This window comes from Floridaenema flaviceps BLCC-F50, from assembly GCF_041929275.2.
GTDB lineage: Bacteria > Cyanobacteriota > Cyanobacteriia > Cyanobacteriales > Aerosakkonemataceae > Floridanema > Floridanema flaviceps.
This window is the reverse complement of sequence record NZ_JBHFNR020000001.1, coordinates 643,150-659,840: the sequence shown is the minus strand read 5'-3', so window position 1 is coordinate 659,840 and position 16,691 is coordinate 643,150. Positions and strand designations below refer to the sequence as shown.

19 protein-coding genes are annotated in these 16,691 nt (G+C 40.1%); 10 read left to right on the top strand and 9 right to left on the bottom strand.

The features are described 5' to 3' along the window. The first annotated feature begins 104 nt into the window (after positions 1-104). Positions 105-1,076, top strand: a complete 972-nt coding sequence (locus ACE1CI_RS03075; protein WP_413267707.1) for a pentapeptide repeat-containing protein — start codon at positions 105-107, stop codon at positions 1,074-1,076. Between the two features lie 31 nt (positions 1,077-1,107). Here ACE1CI_RS03075 and ACE1CI_RS03070 read toward each other — a convergent pair whose 3' ends face one another. Then, positions 1,108-1,953 (bottom strand): ATP-grasp domain-containing protein, encoded by an 846-nt coding sequence (locus tag ACE1CI_RS03070; RefSeq protein ID WP_413267708.1) that lies wholly within the window; start codon positions 1,951-1,953, stop codon positions 1,108-1,110. A gap of 262 nt (positions 1,954-2,215) precedes the next feature. After that, entirely contained in the window at positions 2,216-5,188 is a 2,973-nt protein-coding gene (pruA, locus tag ACE1CI_RS03065) for an L-glutamate gamma-semialdehyde dehydrogenase (protein ID WP_459564153.1), read from the bottom strand. Positions 5,189-5,864: 676 nt separating this feature from the next. Between pruA and ACE1CI_RS03060 the strand changes: the two genes are divergently transcribed. After that, positions 5,865-7,091 carry a sigma-70 family RNA polymerase sigma factor gene (locus ACE1CI_RS03060; RefSeq protein ID WP_496615211.1) on the top strand — a complete coding sequence of 409 codons (1,227 nt, stop codon included), beginning with the start codon at positions 5,865-5,867 and terminating at the stop codon, positions 7,089-7,091. Here the strand turns inward: ACE1CI_RS03060 and ACE1CI_RS03055 are convergent. Then, positions 7,066-7,635 carry a Uma2 family endonuclease gene (locus ACE1CI_RS03055; protein WP_413264407.1) on the bottom strand — a complete coding sequence of 190 codons (570 nt, stop codon included), beginning with the start codon at positions 7,633-7,635 and terminating at the stop codon, positions 7,066-7,068. The genes ACE1CI_RS03060 and ACE1CI_RS03055 overlap by 26 nt on opposite strands. Before the next feature lie 348 nt (positions 7,636-7,983). Here ACE1CI_RS03055 and ACE1CI_RS03050 point away from each other — a divergent pair, with 348 nt between their 5' ends. The 5 genes from ACE1CI_RS03050 to ACE1CI_RS03030 all read left to right on the top strand — a co-directional run bounded on the left by ACE1CI_RS03050 (position 7,984) and on the right by ACE1CI_RS03030 (position 13,307). Then, the gene (locus ACE1CI_RS03050) at positions 7,984-9,024 is read left to right on the top strand and encodes a hypothetical protein (protein WP_413264406.1); all 1,041 of its coding nucleotides are present in this window, start codon (positions 7,984-7,986) and stop codon (positions 9,022-9,024) included. 236 nt (positions 9,025-9,260) lie between these two features. Then, positions 9,261-9,944: a D-alanine--D-alanine ligase family protein gene (locus ACE1CI_RS03045; RefSeq protein ID WP_413264405.1), complete on the top strand. Its 684-nt coding sequence runs from the start codon at positions 9,261-9,263 to the stop codon at positions 9,942-9,944. 98 nt (positions 9,945-10,042) lie between these two features. Further along, complete coding sequence (locus ACE1CI_RS03040) at positions 10,043-10,477, top strand: hypothetical protein (RefSeq protein WP_496615210.1); 435 nt, start codon at positions 10,043-10,045, stop codon at positions 10,475-10,477. A 29-nt stretch (positions 10,478-10,506) separates the two neighbouring features. Further along, entirely contained in the window at positions 10,507-11,577 is a 1,071-nt protein-coding gene (fni, locus tag ACE1CI_RS03035) for a type 2 isopentenyl-diphosphate Delta-isomerase (protein WP_413264403.1), read from the top strand. A gap of 11 nt (positions 11,578-11,588) precedes the next feature. Continuing rightward, positions 11,589-13,307, top strand: coding sequence for an ATP-binding cassette domain-containing protein (locus ACE1CI_RS03030; protein ID WP_496615209.1), 1,719 nt, complete (start codon positions 11,589-11,591; stop codon positions 13,305-13,307). 188 nt (positions 13,308-13,495) lie between these two features. On the opposite strand, the gene ACE1CI_RS03025 is transcribed toward ACE1CI_RS03030, so the two are convergent. Next, a complete protein-coding gene (locus ACE1CI_RS03025) occupies positions 13,496-13,876 on the bottom strand; it encodes an aspartyl protease (RefSeq protein ID WP_413264401.1) in 381 nt (126 codons plus the stop codon). Next, complete coding sequence (locus ACE1CI_RS03020) at positions 13,873-14,199, bottom strand: hypothetical protein (protein WP_413264400.1); 327 nt, start codon at positions 14,197-14,199, stop codon at positions 13,873-13,875. The genes ACE1CI_RS03025 and ACE1CI_RS03020 overlap by 4 nt, the downstream gene beginning before the upstream one ends. A 340-nt stretch (positions 14,200-14,539) precedes the next feature. Here ACE1CI_RS03020 and ACE1CI_RS03015 point away from each other — a divergent pair, with 340 nt between their 5' ends. From ACE1CI_RS03015 to ACE1CI_RS03005, 3 genes are all read left to right on the top strand, one after another. Then, entirely contained in the window at positions 14,540-14,737 is a 198-nt protein-coding gene (locus ACE1CI_RS03015) for a hypothetical protein (protein WP_413264399.1), read from the top strand. Positions 14,738-14,841: 104 nt separating this feature from the next. Next, on the top strand, positions 14,842-15,258 hold the full coding sequence (locus tag ACE1CI_RS03010) for an element excision factor XisH family protein (protein ID WP_413264398.1): 417 nt from the start codon (positions 14,842-14,844) through the stop codon (positions 15,256-15,258). Continuing rightward, entirely contained in the window at positions 15,246-15,593 is a 348-nt protein-coding gene (locus ACE1CI_RS03005; RefSeq protein WP_413264397.1) for a XisI protein, read from the top strand. The genes ACE1CI_RS03010 and ACE1CI_RS03005 overlap by 13 nt, the downstream gene beginning before the upstream one ends. Positions 15,594-15,690: 97 nt before the next feature. Here the strand turns inward: ACE1CI_RS03005 and ACE1CI_RS03000 are convergent, their stop codons facing one another. The 4 genes from ACE1CI_RS03000 to ACE1CI_RS02985 are packed head-to-tail and all read right to left on the bottom strand — an operon-like array spanning position 15,691 to position 16,659. Continuing rightward, positions 15,691-15,921, bottom strand: a complete 231-nt coding sequence (locus ACE1CI_RS03000; protein WP_413264396.1) for a type II toxin-antitoxin system HicA family toxin — start codon at positions 15,919-15,921, stop codon at positions 15,691-15,693. Next, entirely contained in the window at positions 15,918-16,157 is a 240-nt protein-coding gene (locus ACE1CI_RS02995; RefSeq protein WP_413264395.1) for a type II toxin-antitoxin system HicB family antitoxin, read from the bottom strand. Before ACE1CI_RS02995 ends, ACE1CI_RS03000 begins: the two co-directional genes overlap by 4 nt. A gap of 32 nt (positions 16,158-16,189) precedes the next feature. Continuing rightward, positions 16,190-16,360, bottom strand: a complete 171-nt coding sequence (locus ACE1CI_RS02990) for a hypothetical protein (RefSeq protein ID WP_413264394.1) — start codon at positions 16,358-16,360, stop codon at positions 16,190-16,192. Continuing rightward, positions 16,357-16,659 (bottom strand): DUF2281 domain-containing protein, encoded by a 303-nt coding sequence (locus ACE1CI_RS02985; protein WP_413264393.1) that lies wholly within the window; start codon positions 16,657-16,659, stop codon positions 16,357-16,359. The genes ACE1CI_RS02990 and ACE1CI_RS02985 overlap by 4 nt, the downstream gene beginning before the upstream one ends. Between the last annotated feature and the right edge of the window lie 32 nt (positions 16,660-16,691).

The following is a 16,691-nucleotide window of genomic DNA, read 5'->3' as shown; positions in this document are numbered from 1 at the left end:
TATCAATCAGGTGTGTTAACCATTTACAGCTTATTAATCTTCCCATGCAGCTTTTGCGCCGATATATTGAGAGCAGTAGCGATCGACAAATCAGTTAACAATTTATGGATGCGAAAGATTCTGCTGCTATTGTTCGAGAAATATTTGCTCATCTGCAGGAGCAAGAGGGGCTTCATTTTAACCATTCTAATTGGTACATAGGAGTTACTTCTGATATTGAATCACGTCCGGGAAACCATATAGCTCGGTCAAAAGAACATAGCTGTATCGTTCTACGAGCTATTAAAGTTGAGGATGCTAGGTCAGCACAGCAGTATTTTCTTTCACTTGATGATTATGACGGTGACAAGGAAGTTACAGACCAAGGGGGTATTTATGTTTATGCCTACATTAAAATGCCTTCTAAGCGGAGAGTTAAAGGTAGCCGTTTTTCAGGAATAGAGGTAAGCGCTGAAGAGATTTTGGAATATTACGAAGCAGGAGAAAGAAATTTTTCTGAGGCTAGGTTGAAGAATATTAGTTTGGACAACGTAACGTTAACAGATATCAATTTACAGGGAGCAATGATTAGCCACATTAACCTTATAAACGTTGATTTGAGAGCAGCAAATTTTCAATCTGCTAGGATAGTAGATGTTAATGTTACTAAGGTTAACTTGAATAAAGCAAACTTAAACAATGTTCAAATACAAGGAACGCAGTTAAGTCAAATCAATCTAACAGCAGCAAGCTTGCGAAAAGCAACATTGGCATTTGTTAGAAATATTGATAATAGTGATTTAACGGATGCTAATCTTGAAGAGATTTATGTAGAGTCATCTAAAATGAGTAATTGCTGTTTGATTAGAGCTAACCTAAGTGGTGCAGATTTACGTGAATTGTACTTAAATAATTCAAATTTGACAGAAGCTAATCTAAGTAATGCTAACTTAACATTTGACTCAGAGTTTCCTTTAGGAAAGTCGAGGAAGTTAAGTGATACTGAGTTAGTAAATGCAATTATCACTAAATACAGTTCGCGTCATGTTTTTTTTCATAATACAGTTATGCCGGATGGAAGTACTTGGAGTAGCTAGTAGGGTGCTTTTGATTTATCAATCGGGTGCATTAACTATTTACAGCTTCGTAATCTTCCCATGCAGCTTTTGCGCCAGCTTCTATTATTAAACCCAAGTCACAACCATACTCTCCAGCGCAACTAAAAGAGCCCAATTCTAATATATAAAGCTCTCCTTCGGACTCACAAATATCTATAGTGTAAAGCAATTCTGGATACCAACTCACTTGTTTTAGTACTTCACTAAGGTAGTTTTCTAAATAACCCCCTTGGATTCTTTCATCAACTCTTTCCTCTCCAATCAAGTAAAGTGACCCTGTGATAATTTCATTCTTGTAAACAAAGAATCTCCACTCTTTGGCTATTGGTCGCTTGCTGCTAACTAATACTAAAATAGTTTCATTGCTGGTTAATTCACTTGCTAAACTCTGCATGGTATTTAACACTTGAAGGTCAAATATTCCTGCCCGAAATGGCTTCATGTTGCTATCTGGTCTTATAAAAATCTCACCTTCGGATTTAAAGTATTCTAGGACTTCATCTTTTCTTCTAATCAACTCACGCAAAGGAAAAATAAAATATTTATTGTTTAGTAAGTATTCACCAAAATAAGCATAGTAAGTAGAACAGCGAAGGTTTTTTTCATTCATGTACGCCCCCGGAATCCAAGAAGTGCGTAAAATATCTCTACCGAGATTTAGAGTTCCTCTGAAGAGAACGCATTCACCATCTGGAAAGTATTTATTTGCTTCTTGTGCTCGAAAATTAAGATATTTAATTTCTTTGTAAATGTATCCCTGCTTCCTTAATTCTTCTAAAAATTGTTCATCTGCATCAAAAATATTCCTTTCAATTAACCAGTTGACTTTTTTTACGTTCATTTTGGCTTTATTCAATTACTATAGACATTGTTTATATTTTAATAGCTAGTAGCTAGTAGGGTGCGTGAAAACCAAGGCGGGCAGGATGCCCACCCCACAAGAGTTACAGTTTTCTTGTGGGGTGGGCATCCTGCCCGCCCCATCCTTAGATAACTATTATCACTTTATTTATTTGCACCTACTTAAACCGCAAAGAACGCAAAGGAAAGAGAGCAAAAAAACAGGGTGAGCATTGCCCACCCCTACGGAGTTGATAGACTAGCAAGGGAAACTTAGATTATTCTGCCCCTTCGATTGGTGCGAAACCTTGACGTTGGATATTTTCCGTCACCACGCGGGGTTCAAGGAATTGTAGCAGATAATCGGGCCCTCCGGCTTTAGATCCGACACCAGAAAGTTTAAATCCTCCGAAAGGCTGACGCGAGACGATCGCACCTGTAATTCCTCGGTTAATATAAAGATTACCCACCTCAAACTCTGCGGTTGCTTGTTCAATGTGCGAAGGTGTGCGCGAGTACAAACCGCCAGTTAAGGCAAAGTTCGTACCATTGGCAATTTGCAAAGCTTCTTGGAAATCTTTGGCGCGAATGCAGGCGAGTACAGGGCCGAAAATTTCCTCTTGGGCAATTGTAGCAGTTGGGGAGACTTCGCTGAAGATTACGGGACCGATGAAATATCCCGCTTCCGAAGAAGGCATTTCTAAAACTAGTTTCGCTTCCTCTTTGCCTTTGGCGATGTATTCCCGAATGCGATCGCGTGCCTTAGAATCAACTACAGGGCCGACTTTTGTACTAGGATCTTCAGCATTACCGACATTTAAACTGCGGGTAACTTCCACTAAGCGATTCACAAAGGTATCGTACACTGAATCGACGGCAATCACCCGCGAACAAGCGGAACATTTTTGTCCGCTGTATCCGAAAGCGGAATGCACAACCCCAGCAACGGCTTGATCTAAATCGGCACTTTCATCGACAATGATGGCATTCTTGCCACCCATTTCGGCAATTACCCGTTTGAGATGTTTCTGACCGGGTTGTAAAATTGCAGCATTGGCGTAAATGCGACATCCGACTTCTTGCGAACCTGTGAAAGCTATCATGTTCACATCGGGATGCTTCACCATGTACTCGCCAACAATTGAACCTCTTCCAGGTACGAATTGGAAAACTCCGGGAGGCATTCCCGCATCTACCAGGATTTCTGCTAGTTTAGCAGCAATTACGGAAGAAACTTCCGCAGGTTTCAACAGCGTGCAATTTCCGGCAACTAACGCCGCTACAGTCATTCCTGTTGCTATTGCAAAGGGGAAATTCCAAGGAGAAATTACCAATGCAATACCCAAAGGTTGATAAATGTAACGGTTAGTTTCGCCAGCGAGGTCGTAGTTGTATCCTTGATCTAAACGTTCGATTTCGTTGGCATTGTAACGACAAAAATCGATCGCTTCTGAAACTTCTCCATCTGCTTCTTGTAAAGGTTTGCCAACTTCTAATACAATCCAAGCACAAAGTTCAGCGCGACGTTGTTCCATTAAATCAGCTGCTTTTCGCAGAATGTCGGCGCGTTCTTTGGCAGATTTTTTCCGCCATTGCGGAAACGCTGCTTTTGCTGCTTTCAGTGCTTCTTCTGCTTGTTCAACAGATAATAAACCGATTTTACCAACAATTTCCTTGGGATTTGAAGGGTTAACAGAATCAAAAGTTTCGGAAGTATTTTCGTACTTACCATTAACTAAAGGTAAGTAAGTTTTACCCAATTGTCCTCTCACAATGCGGAATGCTTCTTGTGCTTTTTCCCGCTTTTCTTTGTCAGCGTAATCTGTATCTGCCACATTGGGAAATGCGCGTTTCGCCGCTAAATCTGATACAGTATTCTTAGGAGAAGGCGCAGCTAAGAGTTCTTCAATTGGACGGTCTTCTAAGTTTTGTCTGAGGAATGAACTATTAGCAGTATTTTCCAACAAACGGCGAATCAAATACGCCATTCCCGGAAGTAATTCCCCATAAGGACAATATACTCTCACCCGATAACCTTTATCAGCTAAAGCTTTAGCTAACTTATCTCCCATTCCGTACAAAACTTGCATTTCAAAGCAACGCTTGGGAACATTGAGAGTTTCCGCAATTGCCATTGCGCGTGCTTGAGTTCTGACGTTATGACTACCAATTGCTGTATATATATATTGATAGTTTTCTAACAGCAGTTGAGTAAGTTTCTCATAATTAGCATCAGTCGCCGCTTTATCATTATAAACAGGTTGTTGCCAATCTCTTTGAGCAGCTTTGATGGTTTCTTGATCCCAATATGCGCCTTTTACTAAACGAACAGTTACCGGATATTCGCGCAATTTCGCCCATTCGATTAAATCTTTCAAGTCTTTTTCACTATCACGCAAATAACCTTGAATGGTAACACCAATATCGGTACGCGAACGAAATTCCTCTTCCAACAAAACTCGTTTTAAAATTGCCAGAGTCAAATCTTTGTAAGCATACTGTTCCATATCAAAATGAACAGCCGCTCCCAACTCTTGTGCGCGACGGAGTAAAATACGAATACGATCGCTAACTTTCGCCTCACTTCCCTGATCATCCAAAGGATCAAACTGGGAGTAAAATGCAGTTAGCTTCACCGAAACTTGTACTTTCGGAATTGGTTGTCCGTCAGCTTCATCAATTTGAGGAATAGTTTTCCAATTCTGAGAAGCTTCCGTCAACTGCTGCATCAATTCCAAATACTTTTTCAGATACAGCTGTGCTTCCGACTCAGCAATTACCGCCTCACCAAGAAGGTCGATGGTAAAAGCCATTTTATCCTTTCTGAGACGTTCGATCGTCTTAATTACCTGCTCAACATTTTCCCCAGCAATGTACTTATGCGCCAAAGCTTCCACCGCAGTCGATACAGTTGTCGCCGCCACCTGTCCCGGCATAGAATCTGCAGAAGCAAAATTTAACATTCCCTTCAACGCGCTGGGAAGTTCTACAGACTCATCACTGAGGTATTCTTGTAAATGACGAGCAACCTCAGACTTGCTACGCAGTGCCGGAAGACAGTCAATGAAGCGAAACAGCTGCACGCGCAAACCTGGGTTACTCATCGCCCATGCCAGCATTTTATCATCCCAGCGCATTTGGTCGCGCACTTTGGCAAAAAACGAGCGATTTTCCTTAGTTGCTGCTAAAAGTTGCTTCGCTATCTCCTGGGTTTTAGGTTCGTAAGTGCTGTTAGTTTGTGCAACCACAATTGTGGACTCCTATTTTCGGCAAGAATAGGGATAAAAATCCCGTATCCTCTATTCTTACGTTTTGGGGTGACTTTGCGATCGCATCCCCTCCCAAATATACCTCCACATCTGCGTTCATCTGCATTCATCTGCATTCATCTGCGTACTAAAAAAAGAACTCAGGCAAAAACAGATAACTTACATATACTATCTGTGTTCATCTGTGTTCATCTGTGGACATCTGTGGTTAAAAAATCTTACGCCTTCTCTGTCAAATATATCTATAAATTTACGTACCCTACAGGAAAGTTTCGCCTACATCGCCGTTCTTAACCGTAAAAATCTGTTTTCTTTGCTTAATTATGCGTAATTTCTGTTAGTTTCAGAAATACATCAAGGTCATTTGCTAATTAATTTCAGTATTAATACGGTTGTGTATTATGGCGTTAGTTAAGTGTGTGCAAAACATACTTTTACAGTTCCTATAAAAATTTTGTATGTTTTTTATAAGTTCAGCTAAAAACTATTGACGCTCCTCATGGAGCATAGGTTACTATTGATATATATCAATAAATTGCATCTACGCAATAGTTTCAATTATTCGGCAAAGCTTATCCCTTTACCAAAATGGGATGTCGTTTTTGCATGGTCTAAATCAGGGATAGATTGTAATGTTAGAGGAGTTTCTTAGTAAATAATGTTAGCTTCTAATTCAACATTAATTGATCTTCCTAAAGATAGAGATTCAGCTTTTTGGCAACTATGGCAGCAACATCAAGATTATCTTTACCGTTGCTGTGTGAAGTGGATGGAGGGGAATACAGCGGAAGCAGAAGATGCCCTCAGTCGGGCGATGCTCAAAGCTTGGGAGAAGCTTAGAAATGGTAATCATGTTATCAATAATTTTAAGGCTTGGTTGACCCAACTTACTCGAAATCTCTGCGTGGATATTCATCGAGAACGCAACAGAAGTTCTCGGAAATTTGAAAGTTGGGAAGAAATTGCTCCTAAAAAGGAAGAAGAATTTGCTAGCCAAGAAGAAACACCAGTTCTTGCCGCTACGCGGCAAGAACTCGATTTATTTTTACGTAATATAATTGATGAGTTACCAGATAGATTGCGGCAGACTTTTGTTCTGCATTTTGAAGCAGATTTATCTTATCGAGAGATTGGCGAACAGCTGAATATTTCCTACGATAACGTTCGTAAACGAATTTCTCAGGCGCGGGAAATTTTGCGAAAGCGGTTGAGTGAAGATTTTGTTGGGGAGGATGAAACTAACTGTGATTTGTCTGAGTTTAAGTCAAAGGTTTCTCCCGAATCTCCCAAACAAAGAAAGTCTAAGAATACTGCACGAAAAGAACTAGTTGCAGAGGAGAATTTGGCATCAACTGAGGAATTAGAAAACGTCGAAACTGTTGAGGATGAAAAAACCGATGTTTCTAGCTTTGAGGAACAAAATTCCAGTTGCAATTATACTGTAGGGACACGGCATCATCAAATCATGTTGCTCATCCAAAATTTTAATTGTGCCGTGTCCTTTGAGGAACAAAATTCCAGTTGCAATTATACTGTAGGGACACGGCATCATCAAATCATGTTGCTCATCCAAAATTTTAATTGTGCCGTGTCCTTTGAGGAACAAAATTCCAGTTGCAATTATACTGTAGGGACACGGCATCATCAAATCATGTCGGTCATCCAAAATTTTAATTATGCCGTGTCCTTTGAGGAACAAAATTCCAGTTGCAATTATACTGTAGGGACACGGCATCATCAAATCATGTCGGTCATCCAAAATTTTAATTATGCCGTGTCCCTACAAAAATGTTCACGTTGGCACACCTGCATCATAATTGTTAAAGACCCAGAAATCGAATTTCTGAGAATCAATACTTTTAATAAAGAGATAGATTCAAGCTAAATCCGGGCAATACATTTTCACCTGATAATTCTGTAGGAAGATTTCGCACTTCTACACTTTCTCCTTGGCGATAAATTTCCACTTGTTGCTGTTGGGGGTTAATCAACCATCCCAATTGCACCCCTGCATCCATATATTCTCGCATTTTGGTACGCAACATTTGCAAATGATCTGTTGCTGACCTTAATTCGATGACAAAATCGGGTGCAATGGGAGGGAATTTGCGTCTTTGTTCGGGTGTTAATGCTGAGTATCGTTCCCGGCGAATCCAAGCTGCATCTGGGGAACGGTCAGCGCCATTTGGTAACTTAAATACAGTGGAGGAACTGAAGATATAACCAAGGTTAGTTTGCCGATTCCAAATTCCCAAATCGATAATTAAGTCGGCTTCTCGATTTCCGCTATCGCCTCCTACTGGTGGCATAATAATTAATTCTCCCTTAGCCGTTCGTTCAAAGTTCAACTCGCGGTTATTTTGACATAACTGATAGAACTGTTCGTCGCTGAGGTGAACGGTGTCTAAATTTAATATCACAGCACTCATAATTTTAGACTTAGCCTCAATAGTGATGAATATTATATCAGGCTACTTTTTGCTTGACAAAAAATGCTGGTTTGGTAAAGAAACCAGTCACCTCTGCTGGAAGAGGGGGACATCCTGGAAGCAGTTTTATTGGGTGCAGCGAGTTTCAGAAATTTGTGCAGGTGAAGAGTTCACAATCTGGGAAGAGGAAGCGTCTAATAAATAGATGACGATGATGCACCAGCATTAAGCAGCCCAAGGGAATAGAGAAAAGCTGTCAACTTCTCATAGGCGCAATCCTATCCTGGACTGTATCTTCTGTGTTCCAGAAAAGTTCACTCTTTTTTGTAAAAACTTAGGTCACTTGATATGCCACCAGAATTATCTTTTCTATCTCCCCGAAAATTCGTTCCAGAGATGCTGCTGGAAACTACAGAATTTTTTAAAATTGACGGAGATCCCTTATCTAAAATAATGTGGGATGCCGCCCTACCGATTGCGGAACAAGCGCTGCAAACTTGTCATATTCAAGGCATTAAGTATGGAGATTTAGATCCTAACAAATACGGAAACTATACAGTGCAAGATGCTATTTACTGCTATCAAGCCACTGATCAGTACAATAAATTGGCTGAAAAAGCTACAGATACAGAAATTAAAAAATTTGCCGAAGCACGGCGCGAAAGCTATAAAAAATATACTGAGGCATTATTTAAGGCTTGGTGTATAGAAGATCCGAATGGGATAAAGTTAGCTCCAAAGCTTCAAGACTACATTCAATATAAGTCTGAAGTTTTAGAAAAATACGATCCTCTCTATTTTTTAGTGTCAAATATGCCATGTTTGGGGCTTTGGTACTGGCTGGCAACTCAATTAAGAGACCCCGATAAAGGTCCGGCAAATTTGTATGGTTTTTGGGTTAAAGACAATTTAGGCCATTCAAGCTATGACAAGCTCAAAGATTTTGTTGATAGCAAAGCGAGTCAACTGAACGTAGACGAAGCCATTGCTGTCTATAAACGGTGTATGCAAGGAGAATTTGAATTTTTTGCGCTAGCCGGAGAAGTAAGAAGCTACCTGCAAGAAGGTGATTTTTTACTACCAGGAGACAAATTATTCTCGCATAACAAAAATTATTACCTTATTTATCAAGACGATGGGAATCTAGTAGTTTACGAAGTTTCTACTAGAAAACCTATATGGGCTTCCAATACAAAAGGAACTTATGCCTGGAGAACCTATATGCAGGACGACGGCAACTTTGTTGTTTACGAAAATCACGCTCAGCCTGTTTGGTCGTCTGGCGTTTATGGGCCTCAATACAAAGGCAGCCAATTAGTTCTTGAAGATAATGGCAAATTAGTCATATACGACCGCAGTAAAAACCCTATATGGCAAAGCAAAAATTAAATTTTGGCAACATCTTTTAACCTGAAACTGTTGGGTGAGAGACAGCGATCGCTCCACAAACCGATTAAATTTCCACATCAAAAGAGCGATCGCCTTTTCGAGAAAATAGCTTCTCCCGCGTGCATTCCAAAAACAATCTGCGAATCAAAGCGGAATTTTTGCAAATTTAACCAACTGTGTCACAGAAAAATGGAGTGCATCTAATGACTATAAGTAAAATAAGAAATCAGAGAAAAATGACAAATTTTCAGGCATTCCCTATACCTAAAAAAAAACTCTTGGTCTGGGCGTTTATTCCCTATAAAATTACAGAACAAGGGCTAATTGGAGAGTTTTATGACAATCCTGGTTATCGTCAAGAACTAGCAAGTGTTTTTGCGGAACTTGGCATTAAATGGAAATGGCAGCCAATTACTCTGGAGAATATGCAAGCAGTTGTTGAGGAAGTAGTAGCTTCTAGCCGTGACTATACTCCTGTCGTGCTGAATTATTGCGATGGTTTTGACGAAGTTGATGGTTATCCTGGTCTTTCTGTAATCAAGTTGTTGGAAGCGAAAGGAATTATTTTTACAGGTGCAGATTCTAATTTTGAATATCTCACAATCTCCAAAATTAGAATGAAGCGGGCTTTGGTTGAAGCGGGTGTAGCGACTGCTCGTTATGAAGTAATTTCAGACCCGAACTGCATACCAGGAATTTGTCAGCGGCTTGGTTCTCCTCTGATTGTAAAACCATCAATTTCTACTGCCAGTGAAGGAATTTGGCTGGATTCTGTTGTTCAAAATGATGAACAGATCGGGTTACAAGTCCAGCGTTTGGCAAACAAAGAGCATGGGAAACAATGTCCCTTAAATAGCATTTTTGTGGAAAGATTTATCAATGGCCCAGAGTTTGCGGTTTTCCTGATAGGAAACTTTTAGATGGGAAAATTGAAAATGAACTTCAAGAAGGATTGACTTACTACAGTTTAGAACAAAAATTTTGTTCGGGGGGAATGATTGCAGAAGCAGATATTTATATGGCCAGTCTTTTCAAATGTTTTGATTTTGGGATTTTGCAACGAATTTTATTTAAGTTAACCGAGCGACATTATGATGAAGAATTCTTGCAATTGTGCCGAATTTCAGATCAAATTTGCAAAATATGGGCAGACATCCAAGAATATGAAGAAGATATCGAGCGCAATGTTATTAATACCTATCGAATGTTTGTTCGTCTCTATAGTATAGAAGCTCCTCAACGCTTGCATCAGTATATGGAAGACTTAAACTCAGAATTACAAGAGCGACTCAAATTGCTAAAACAAACTCAACCCGAATTAGCCACAAAGTTTATTGAACTCTGGAATGCAGATCTGAAGTTAATGAAGATGTGGAATCCAGAGACTGAAGAATTCGCAGTACCCGAAATTCCCGCTCCAATCTTGGAAGAAGGCACTACCGTTTCACAATAAATCATTCTTACTCTATAACAGGAGGCAGCTTGTTAAATCAAATAGCTGAGAAAGCAACACCAGAACAAGCAACTCTAACCCAAACCCGTAAAGCTGACCATTTGCGAGTTTGCTTAGAAGAAGATGTACAATTTCATCAAACAACCAATGGACTAGAACGCTATCGTTTTACTCACTGCTGTTTACCAGAAATAGACCGAAGCGAGATTGACCTGAGTACAACCTTTTTCCAGAAAAAACTAGGCGCTCCCCTCCTGATTTCCTCAATGACGGGCGGAACGGAACAGGCGAAAATGATTAATTATCGTCTCGCAGAAATTGCCCAACACTACCGAATTGCGATGGGAGTCGGTTCTCAGCGGGTGGCAATTGAAAACCCTCAAGTTGCACCCACATTTGCTGTACGTTCTCTAGCACCTGATATTCTGTTGTTTGCCAACTTGGGTGCAGTACAGCTTAACTATAAATACGGCATTGACGAATGCTTGCGGAGTGTGGATTTACTAGAAGCCGATGCCCTAATCCTACACCTGAATCCCCTACAGGAGTGTATTCAAACCAACGGAGATACCAACTTTCGGGGACTACTCGCCAAAATAGCGACCCTTTGCCAAAAGCTTCCTGTTCCCGTCATTGCCAAAGAAGTCGGTAACGGCATCTCGGCACAGATGGCTGAGAAACTCATAGAGGCGGGAGTAAGCGCCATTGACGTAGCCGGGGCTGGAGGAACATCTTGGGCAAAAGTAGAAAGCGAACGGGCATCAGAACCACGACAACGCCGACTGGGAACAACCTTTGCCAACTGGGGATTACCAACCGCAGAATGCGTTACAGCAGTGCGGGCGATTTCTCCCCAAATTCCCATTATTGCCTCCGGTGGACTTCGCAATGGTCTTGATGTGACTAAAGTGATTGCTCTGGGTGCAGATTTAGCGGGTTTGGCGTTTCCCTTTCTCAAAGCAGCCGTTGAATCTGAAACTGCGCTATCGGAGTTAGTGGAAGATTTACTGGCTGAAATGACTACGGTTTTATTCTGTACTGGCAATGCCACGTTAGCGGGCTTGAGAACTCCTGGTGTATTGGAGCGAGTCACCTTTTAGTTTAAAAATAAATGAATCTAATTTGGTTTCTCAAAGAACTGAATAAATACATCGTACCCTACCGATGGTTAGCTATTCTTCTCATCGCTCGTGGTCTTTTTGAGGCGGCTTTTGAATCCTCAATTAGAATGAGCTTAAAATTTATGATCGACGCAGCCATTATTCCTCAAAATTACCGTCTCCTAGTTCTAATTATCCTATTGCTGGGGGGAGCAGCAATTTTATTTGTTTTCGTTGGTTTAATAGGAGATTATTGGGCGACGCGGTTTAACATTTCAGTCATCAACAATATCCGCCACTCTATGTTCGTTCGCCTGCAAAACCTATCTATAGAGTTTTTTGGGCGACGTTCAGCCGGAGATATTGTCAACTGTTTTTCAGGCGATACCGAAAAAATAGAAAATAGCTTGGCTTACGGATTAATAATAATTTTAGAACTAGGTAGCATTCTATTTTCTGCTATTTTAATGTTTTTTCTCAACTGGCAGTTAGGTCTAATTAGTTGCATTGGGTTAACCTTCTGCACCCTAGCACCCGCAAAAATTGGTCAAACAGCCACAGAGCAAACCTATCAACTGAGAGACAAACAAGGACAAATTGCTAATGTCGTTCAAGAAAATATTCTCTCCCAAGCAGTTGTTAAACTATTTGGATTGCAACCCCGAACGATTACCAATTTTTCCAAAGATTTGCAGGCTCTAAAAAAAGTTTATGTAAAAGCCAAGTTTTCTTCTTATTTAGTCCAAAGGATTCCCACTCTAGTCTTTGTATTTGTCCAGCTTGCCGTCATCAGTATCGGCGCAGTAATGACCTACAGAAACATGATTACAGTAGGTACGCTCGTCTCTTTTCAGGTTTTATTAGTCGGTTTAAATCTAAACATCCTCAGCTTTACTTTTTCCCTCCCTTACCTAATAGAAGGAATAGCCGCGATGCAACGCATTTCGGTTCTGTTGGCTGAAGTTCCCCAAGTCCAAGACGCACCGGATGCCATTGAATTACCCCATTTTTACCAGGAAATTCGCTTTGATAACGTTACCTTTAACTATTCCTCTGAGCGAAAAGGAGTTAATAACCTATCCCTAACGATCCACCAAGGGGATTTTGTCGTTTTTGTTGGACATTCAGGTGCGGGTAAAAGTACCATTGTTAATCTCTTAACCCGACTTTATGACCCAGATAAAGGTAGCATTCTATTTGATGGCATTGATTTACGTTCCTGCACTCAAAAATCACTGCGGGAGCAAATTGGACTGGTTTCGCAAGAGGTAATTTTATTTAACACTTCCATCCGAGAAAATATCAGGATGGGATATTTAGAAGCCACCGATGAGGAAGTAGAAACCGCCGCTAAAAATGCGGAAATTCACGATTTTATTTTAACTTTACCCCAAGGTTACGATACCCCTGTGGGTGACAGAGGCGGACAATTATCGGGGGGACAACGCCAAAGAATTGCCCTTGCTAGAGCATTAGTCAGAAATCCTGCTATTCTCATTCTGGATGAAGCCACATCAGCACTCGATTTGACAACAGAAGCGGGTATTCTGGCAACGATCAATCGCATTGCCAAAGAGCGCACAGTGATTATGATTACCCACCGCATTACCCATGCGTTGCGTGCTAATAAAATTTTTGTGCTGGAAAACGGAACCATTGTGGCATCAGGTGAGCCATGCAGATTTGATGCAACAAAAAGGAATCTATGCCACACTTTGGCAACAAAGTAATCAAGGCAATAATTATAAAGAAGTTGCTGTTTCCTAAGATGAGATCCCCCCTAGCCCCCCTTAACAAGGGGGGAATTGTCTTAAAGTCCCCCTTGTTAAGGGGGATTTAGGGGGATCTCATCTGTGTTGCATTCTTTTTTCAAAGTGCGATCGCAAACAGGTAAATTAATGGAGATGCGATCGCAAAATTACTCTCCCACATATTCCAAAGTCAAAATACCGTTTCTTTCATCAATAACCAGCTTCATTAAACTTAACCATTGACGACCTAAGAGAATTTCCGGTAACTCTGAACCCACATGAACGGGGACAATAAATTCTCTGCCATCCACAATTACCCGACCTTCATAAATATCAAAATATTCAGTTCCTCTTGCTGTTTGCATTTCAATTTCAGAAGCTAAAATAACCCAACCTAAAGCTTCGATATCATCCGCATGAACTGCCAAAAAACCTGTTGTAAAACCTGTATCCAGTAAAGTATCAACAGCAATTTCTTCTCCGTTAGCTGTAACTAATTCAATCTCAAAAATCAGTTTCCCCTGTTCCTCAAACCGACCCGAAATCATATTAACCCACAATAACCATCTTCGTTCAGGCGAAAAGCGGTTAACCTGACTTTCCCATTAGACGGATAATTTACTTTCACTTTTTGCATTAAACCATCAAACTTTTCATCAAGCAAATAGTTACCCGTTTCTGCATCAATAGCGATAAACCAATTGTAATGAGTTGACATTAATTGTGGGCGAATTTGCTCAAAAATTTGGCGACATTGCTTGCCTAATTCTTCCCTTTGCGCGATGCGTTTAGCGCGAATTTCTGGACTACTCTGGTGTTCGGGAAAAATGCGACCTCGACGAACTTGGCGTTTCTGGGTTGATTCTGTCATTTGAGTAAAGGGACGGATTAATTTTGAGATATTCTGATTGTATAGCACAGAAACCGGGTTCTGCTCGTTCCCACGTTCTACCTGGGAACATAGAGGTGATAATGTTCGTAAGAGAATTGGAGTATTATACTATGTCATCCCGGCTCTTTCGGGTTAATGGGGAAAAATGTTCATAAATGTTACAAACCAGGGAACGGTGCGTTAGGCACGGGAATTTATTGATGGATTGGAATGCTGAATTTATCGCCCGTGCCTAACACACCCTACGATTAAATAAGATTTTGTTATCACCATAAATCCGGGAGAGCCGTCATCCCCAGCAATTACTACCGTAATAGCTATGATGGAGTCTTTACCGAAAACTTTGCAAGAGCAAGTTGCAGAACATTTACGAGAATATATTGCCGATTTGGAAGATGAAATTAAATGGGATAAATCTTTTCAGAAAACGCAACAGCAACTAATTAAAGCAGCACGACGCGCCAAACAGGAAATTGCAGAAGGAAAAGCCAATTTATTAGATTACGAACAGCTATGAATTCTGCAACTCTTCAGTGTTTTGTAGTTTTTTGGGAAATGCGATCGCTCTCGATCGCTCAATGTGATAGTTTTAAATTGCACCTCTAGATCGAATCGTCTGTTGTGGCTAAGGATCGTTTTCATCAAGTTGTTAAGACGGCTCTTACTAAGGATGGGTGGAATGTTACTCACGATCCACTTAAGATTAAAGTAGGCGGTGTAGATATGGAAATTGACTTGGGGGCAGAACGATTACTAGCAGCAGAGCGAGGAGATGAGAAAATTGCGGTAGAAGTCAAAAGTTTTTTGGCTAGTGCATCAGCAATTTCAGAGTTTCATACAGCACTGGGGCAATTTATTAACTATCGCGCTGCATTACGTCGTGAAGAACCCGATCGCACTCTCTATCTAGCCATCCCCGATCTAATCTATAATAGCTTCTTTCAACTTGATTTTCCAGCATCAATGCTGCAAGAAAATTCCGTAAAATTGATTATTTACGACATTGAATTGGAGCAAATTTTACAATGGAAAAACTAACAGATAAATTAACCAATTATCAGCAAATAGTCCAGCAATTATTGATAGATTACGCAGAAGTTAAGCCAGCTTATGGTGATATTGAAGTTGAAACTATCTTTGATACACAGCGAAATCACTATCAAATTGTGCATCTGGGTTGGCAACATAAACGCTGGGTGCATCATTGTATAATACATCTTGATATTCGCCATGAGAAAATCTGGATTTTTTACAATTCAACAGAGCATGATATTGCAGCAGATTTAGTTAATTTAGGCGTACCAAAACAAGATATTGTGTTAGGTTTTTATCCTCCTTTTATGCGGGAAATGAGTGATTATGCAGTAGGCTAAAAGCTGCAACCAAGCAAAACATTGTTTTGTAGAATTACGAGGATCGATCGCTATTGTTAGGTTAGGTTGAGGAACCCAACCCAAAATTAAACCTAATTTATTTTCCCAATAACTCAAAGAAAGTTTCCTTGTTAATACCCATATCCTGAATCATGCCCATTAAAGTCCCTGATTTTAGGTCTTTTCCTGAATGAATCGGAACAACAACTCTTAGTCCTTGGCTATTCTTATAAATAGCATGACTCCCCTTTTGACGGTCAAGATAAAAACCTAAATTTTCGATGACTTTGATAAATTCTTTAGCCTTGACGCTGGGAAAATTACTCATGCCAATATCCTTAAAGGCTTAACAATTAAATCTTCTGTAGGGATTGATTGATTATCAGCCCTTAAACTTTCAATATATAATTCTATAGCTTCTGTAATATTAGCGATCGCTTCTTCAAAAGAATCTCCTTGAGAATGACAACCTTTTAGGATAGGACAAAAAGCGTGATAACCTCCATCTGATTCTTTTTCCAGAATAACTGTGTAATTGTAAATTTGTTTAGTGTTGTTATCCATAAATTTTCAATTTGTTGGTAATCTACCTACTTTTAGCTGGGCATGATTCCATAGTAACTCACAATTAGATATTGTAGATAAGATGTTCGAGAATTGGTGAGAACCCAATCAAGTTTTCCAAAAGCAAAACATTTAGAGTGATGGGGATCTTCTTCCAGCATAGTTGCTACCAGCACAGATGTATCAAACAAAACTCTCGTCACGGCATAAATTTCCTAATTCTTTCTTCTCGCATTTCTGGGATAAGACTTTCCCATTTAACTTCTTCTCCCGCTTCTCTTGATGCAGCTTTCACTACTAAAACTCCCTCTACATAATGTACGATCGAATCATCGATAGGCGAAAATTCCGAAGGAGAATTTTTATCAGGTGAGCTTGTTTCCTTTCCTTTGCTGTTTCGCCATAACAAAAAATCAACAAAATCCAGAACTTCCTGAAGTTCACCTTTTGGTAGTCGTTCTAAATTTTCGGCAATCTTTTGTTTCAAATTAGATTCTGTCATCGGAGGAAAGGGAAGCGTAGATTGGAGATATT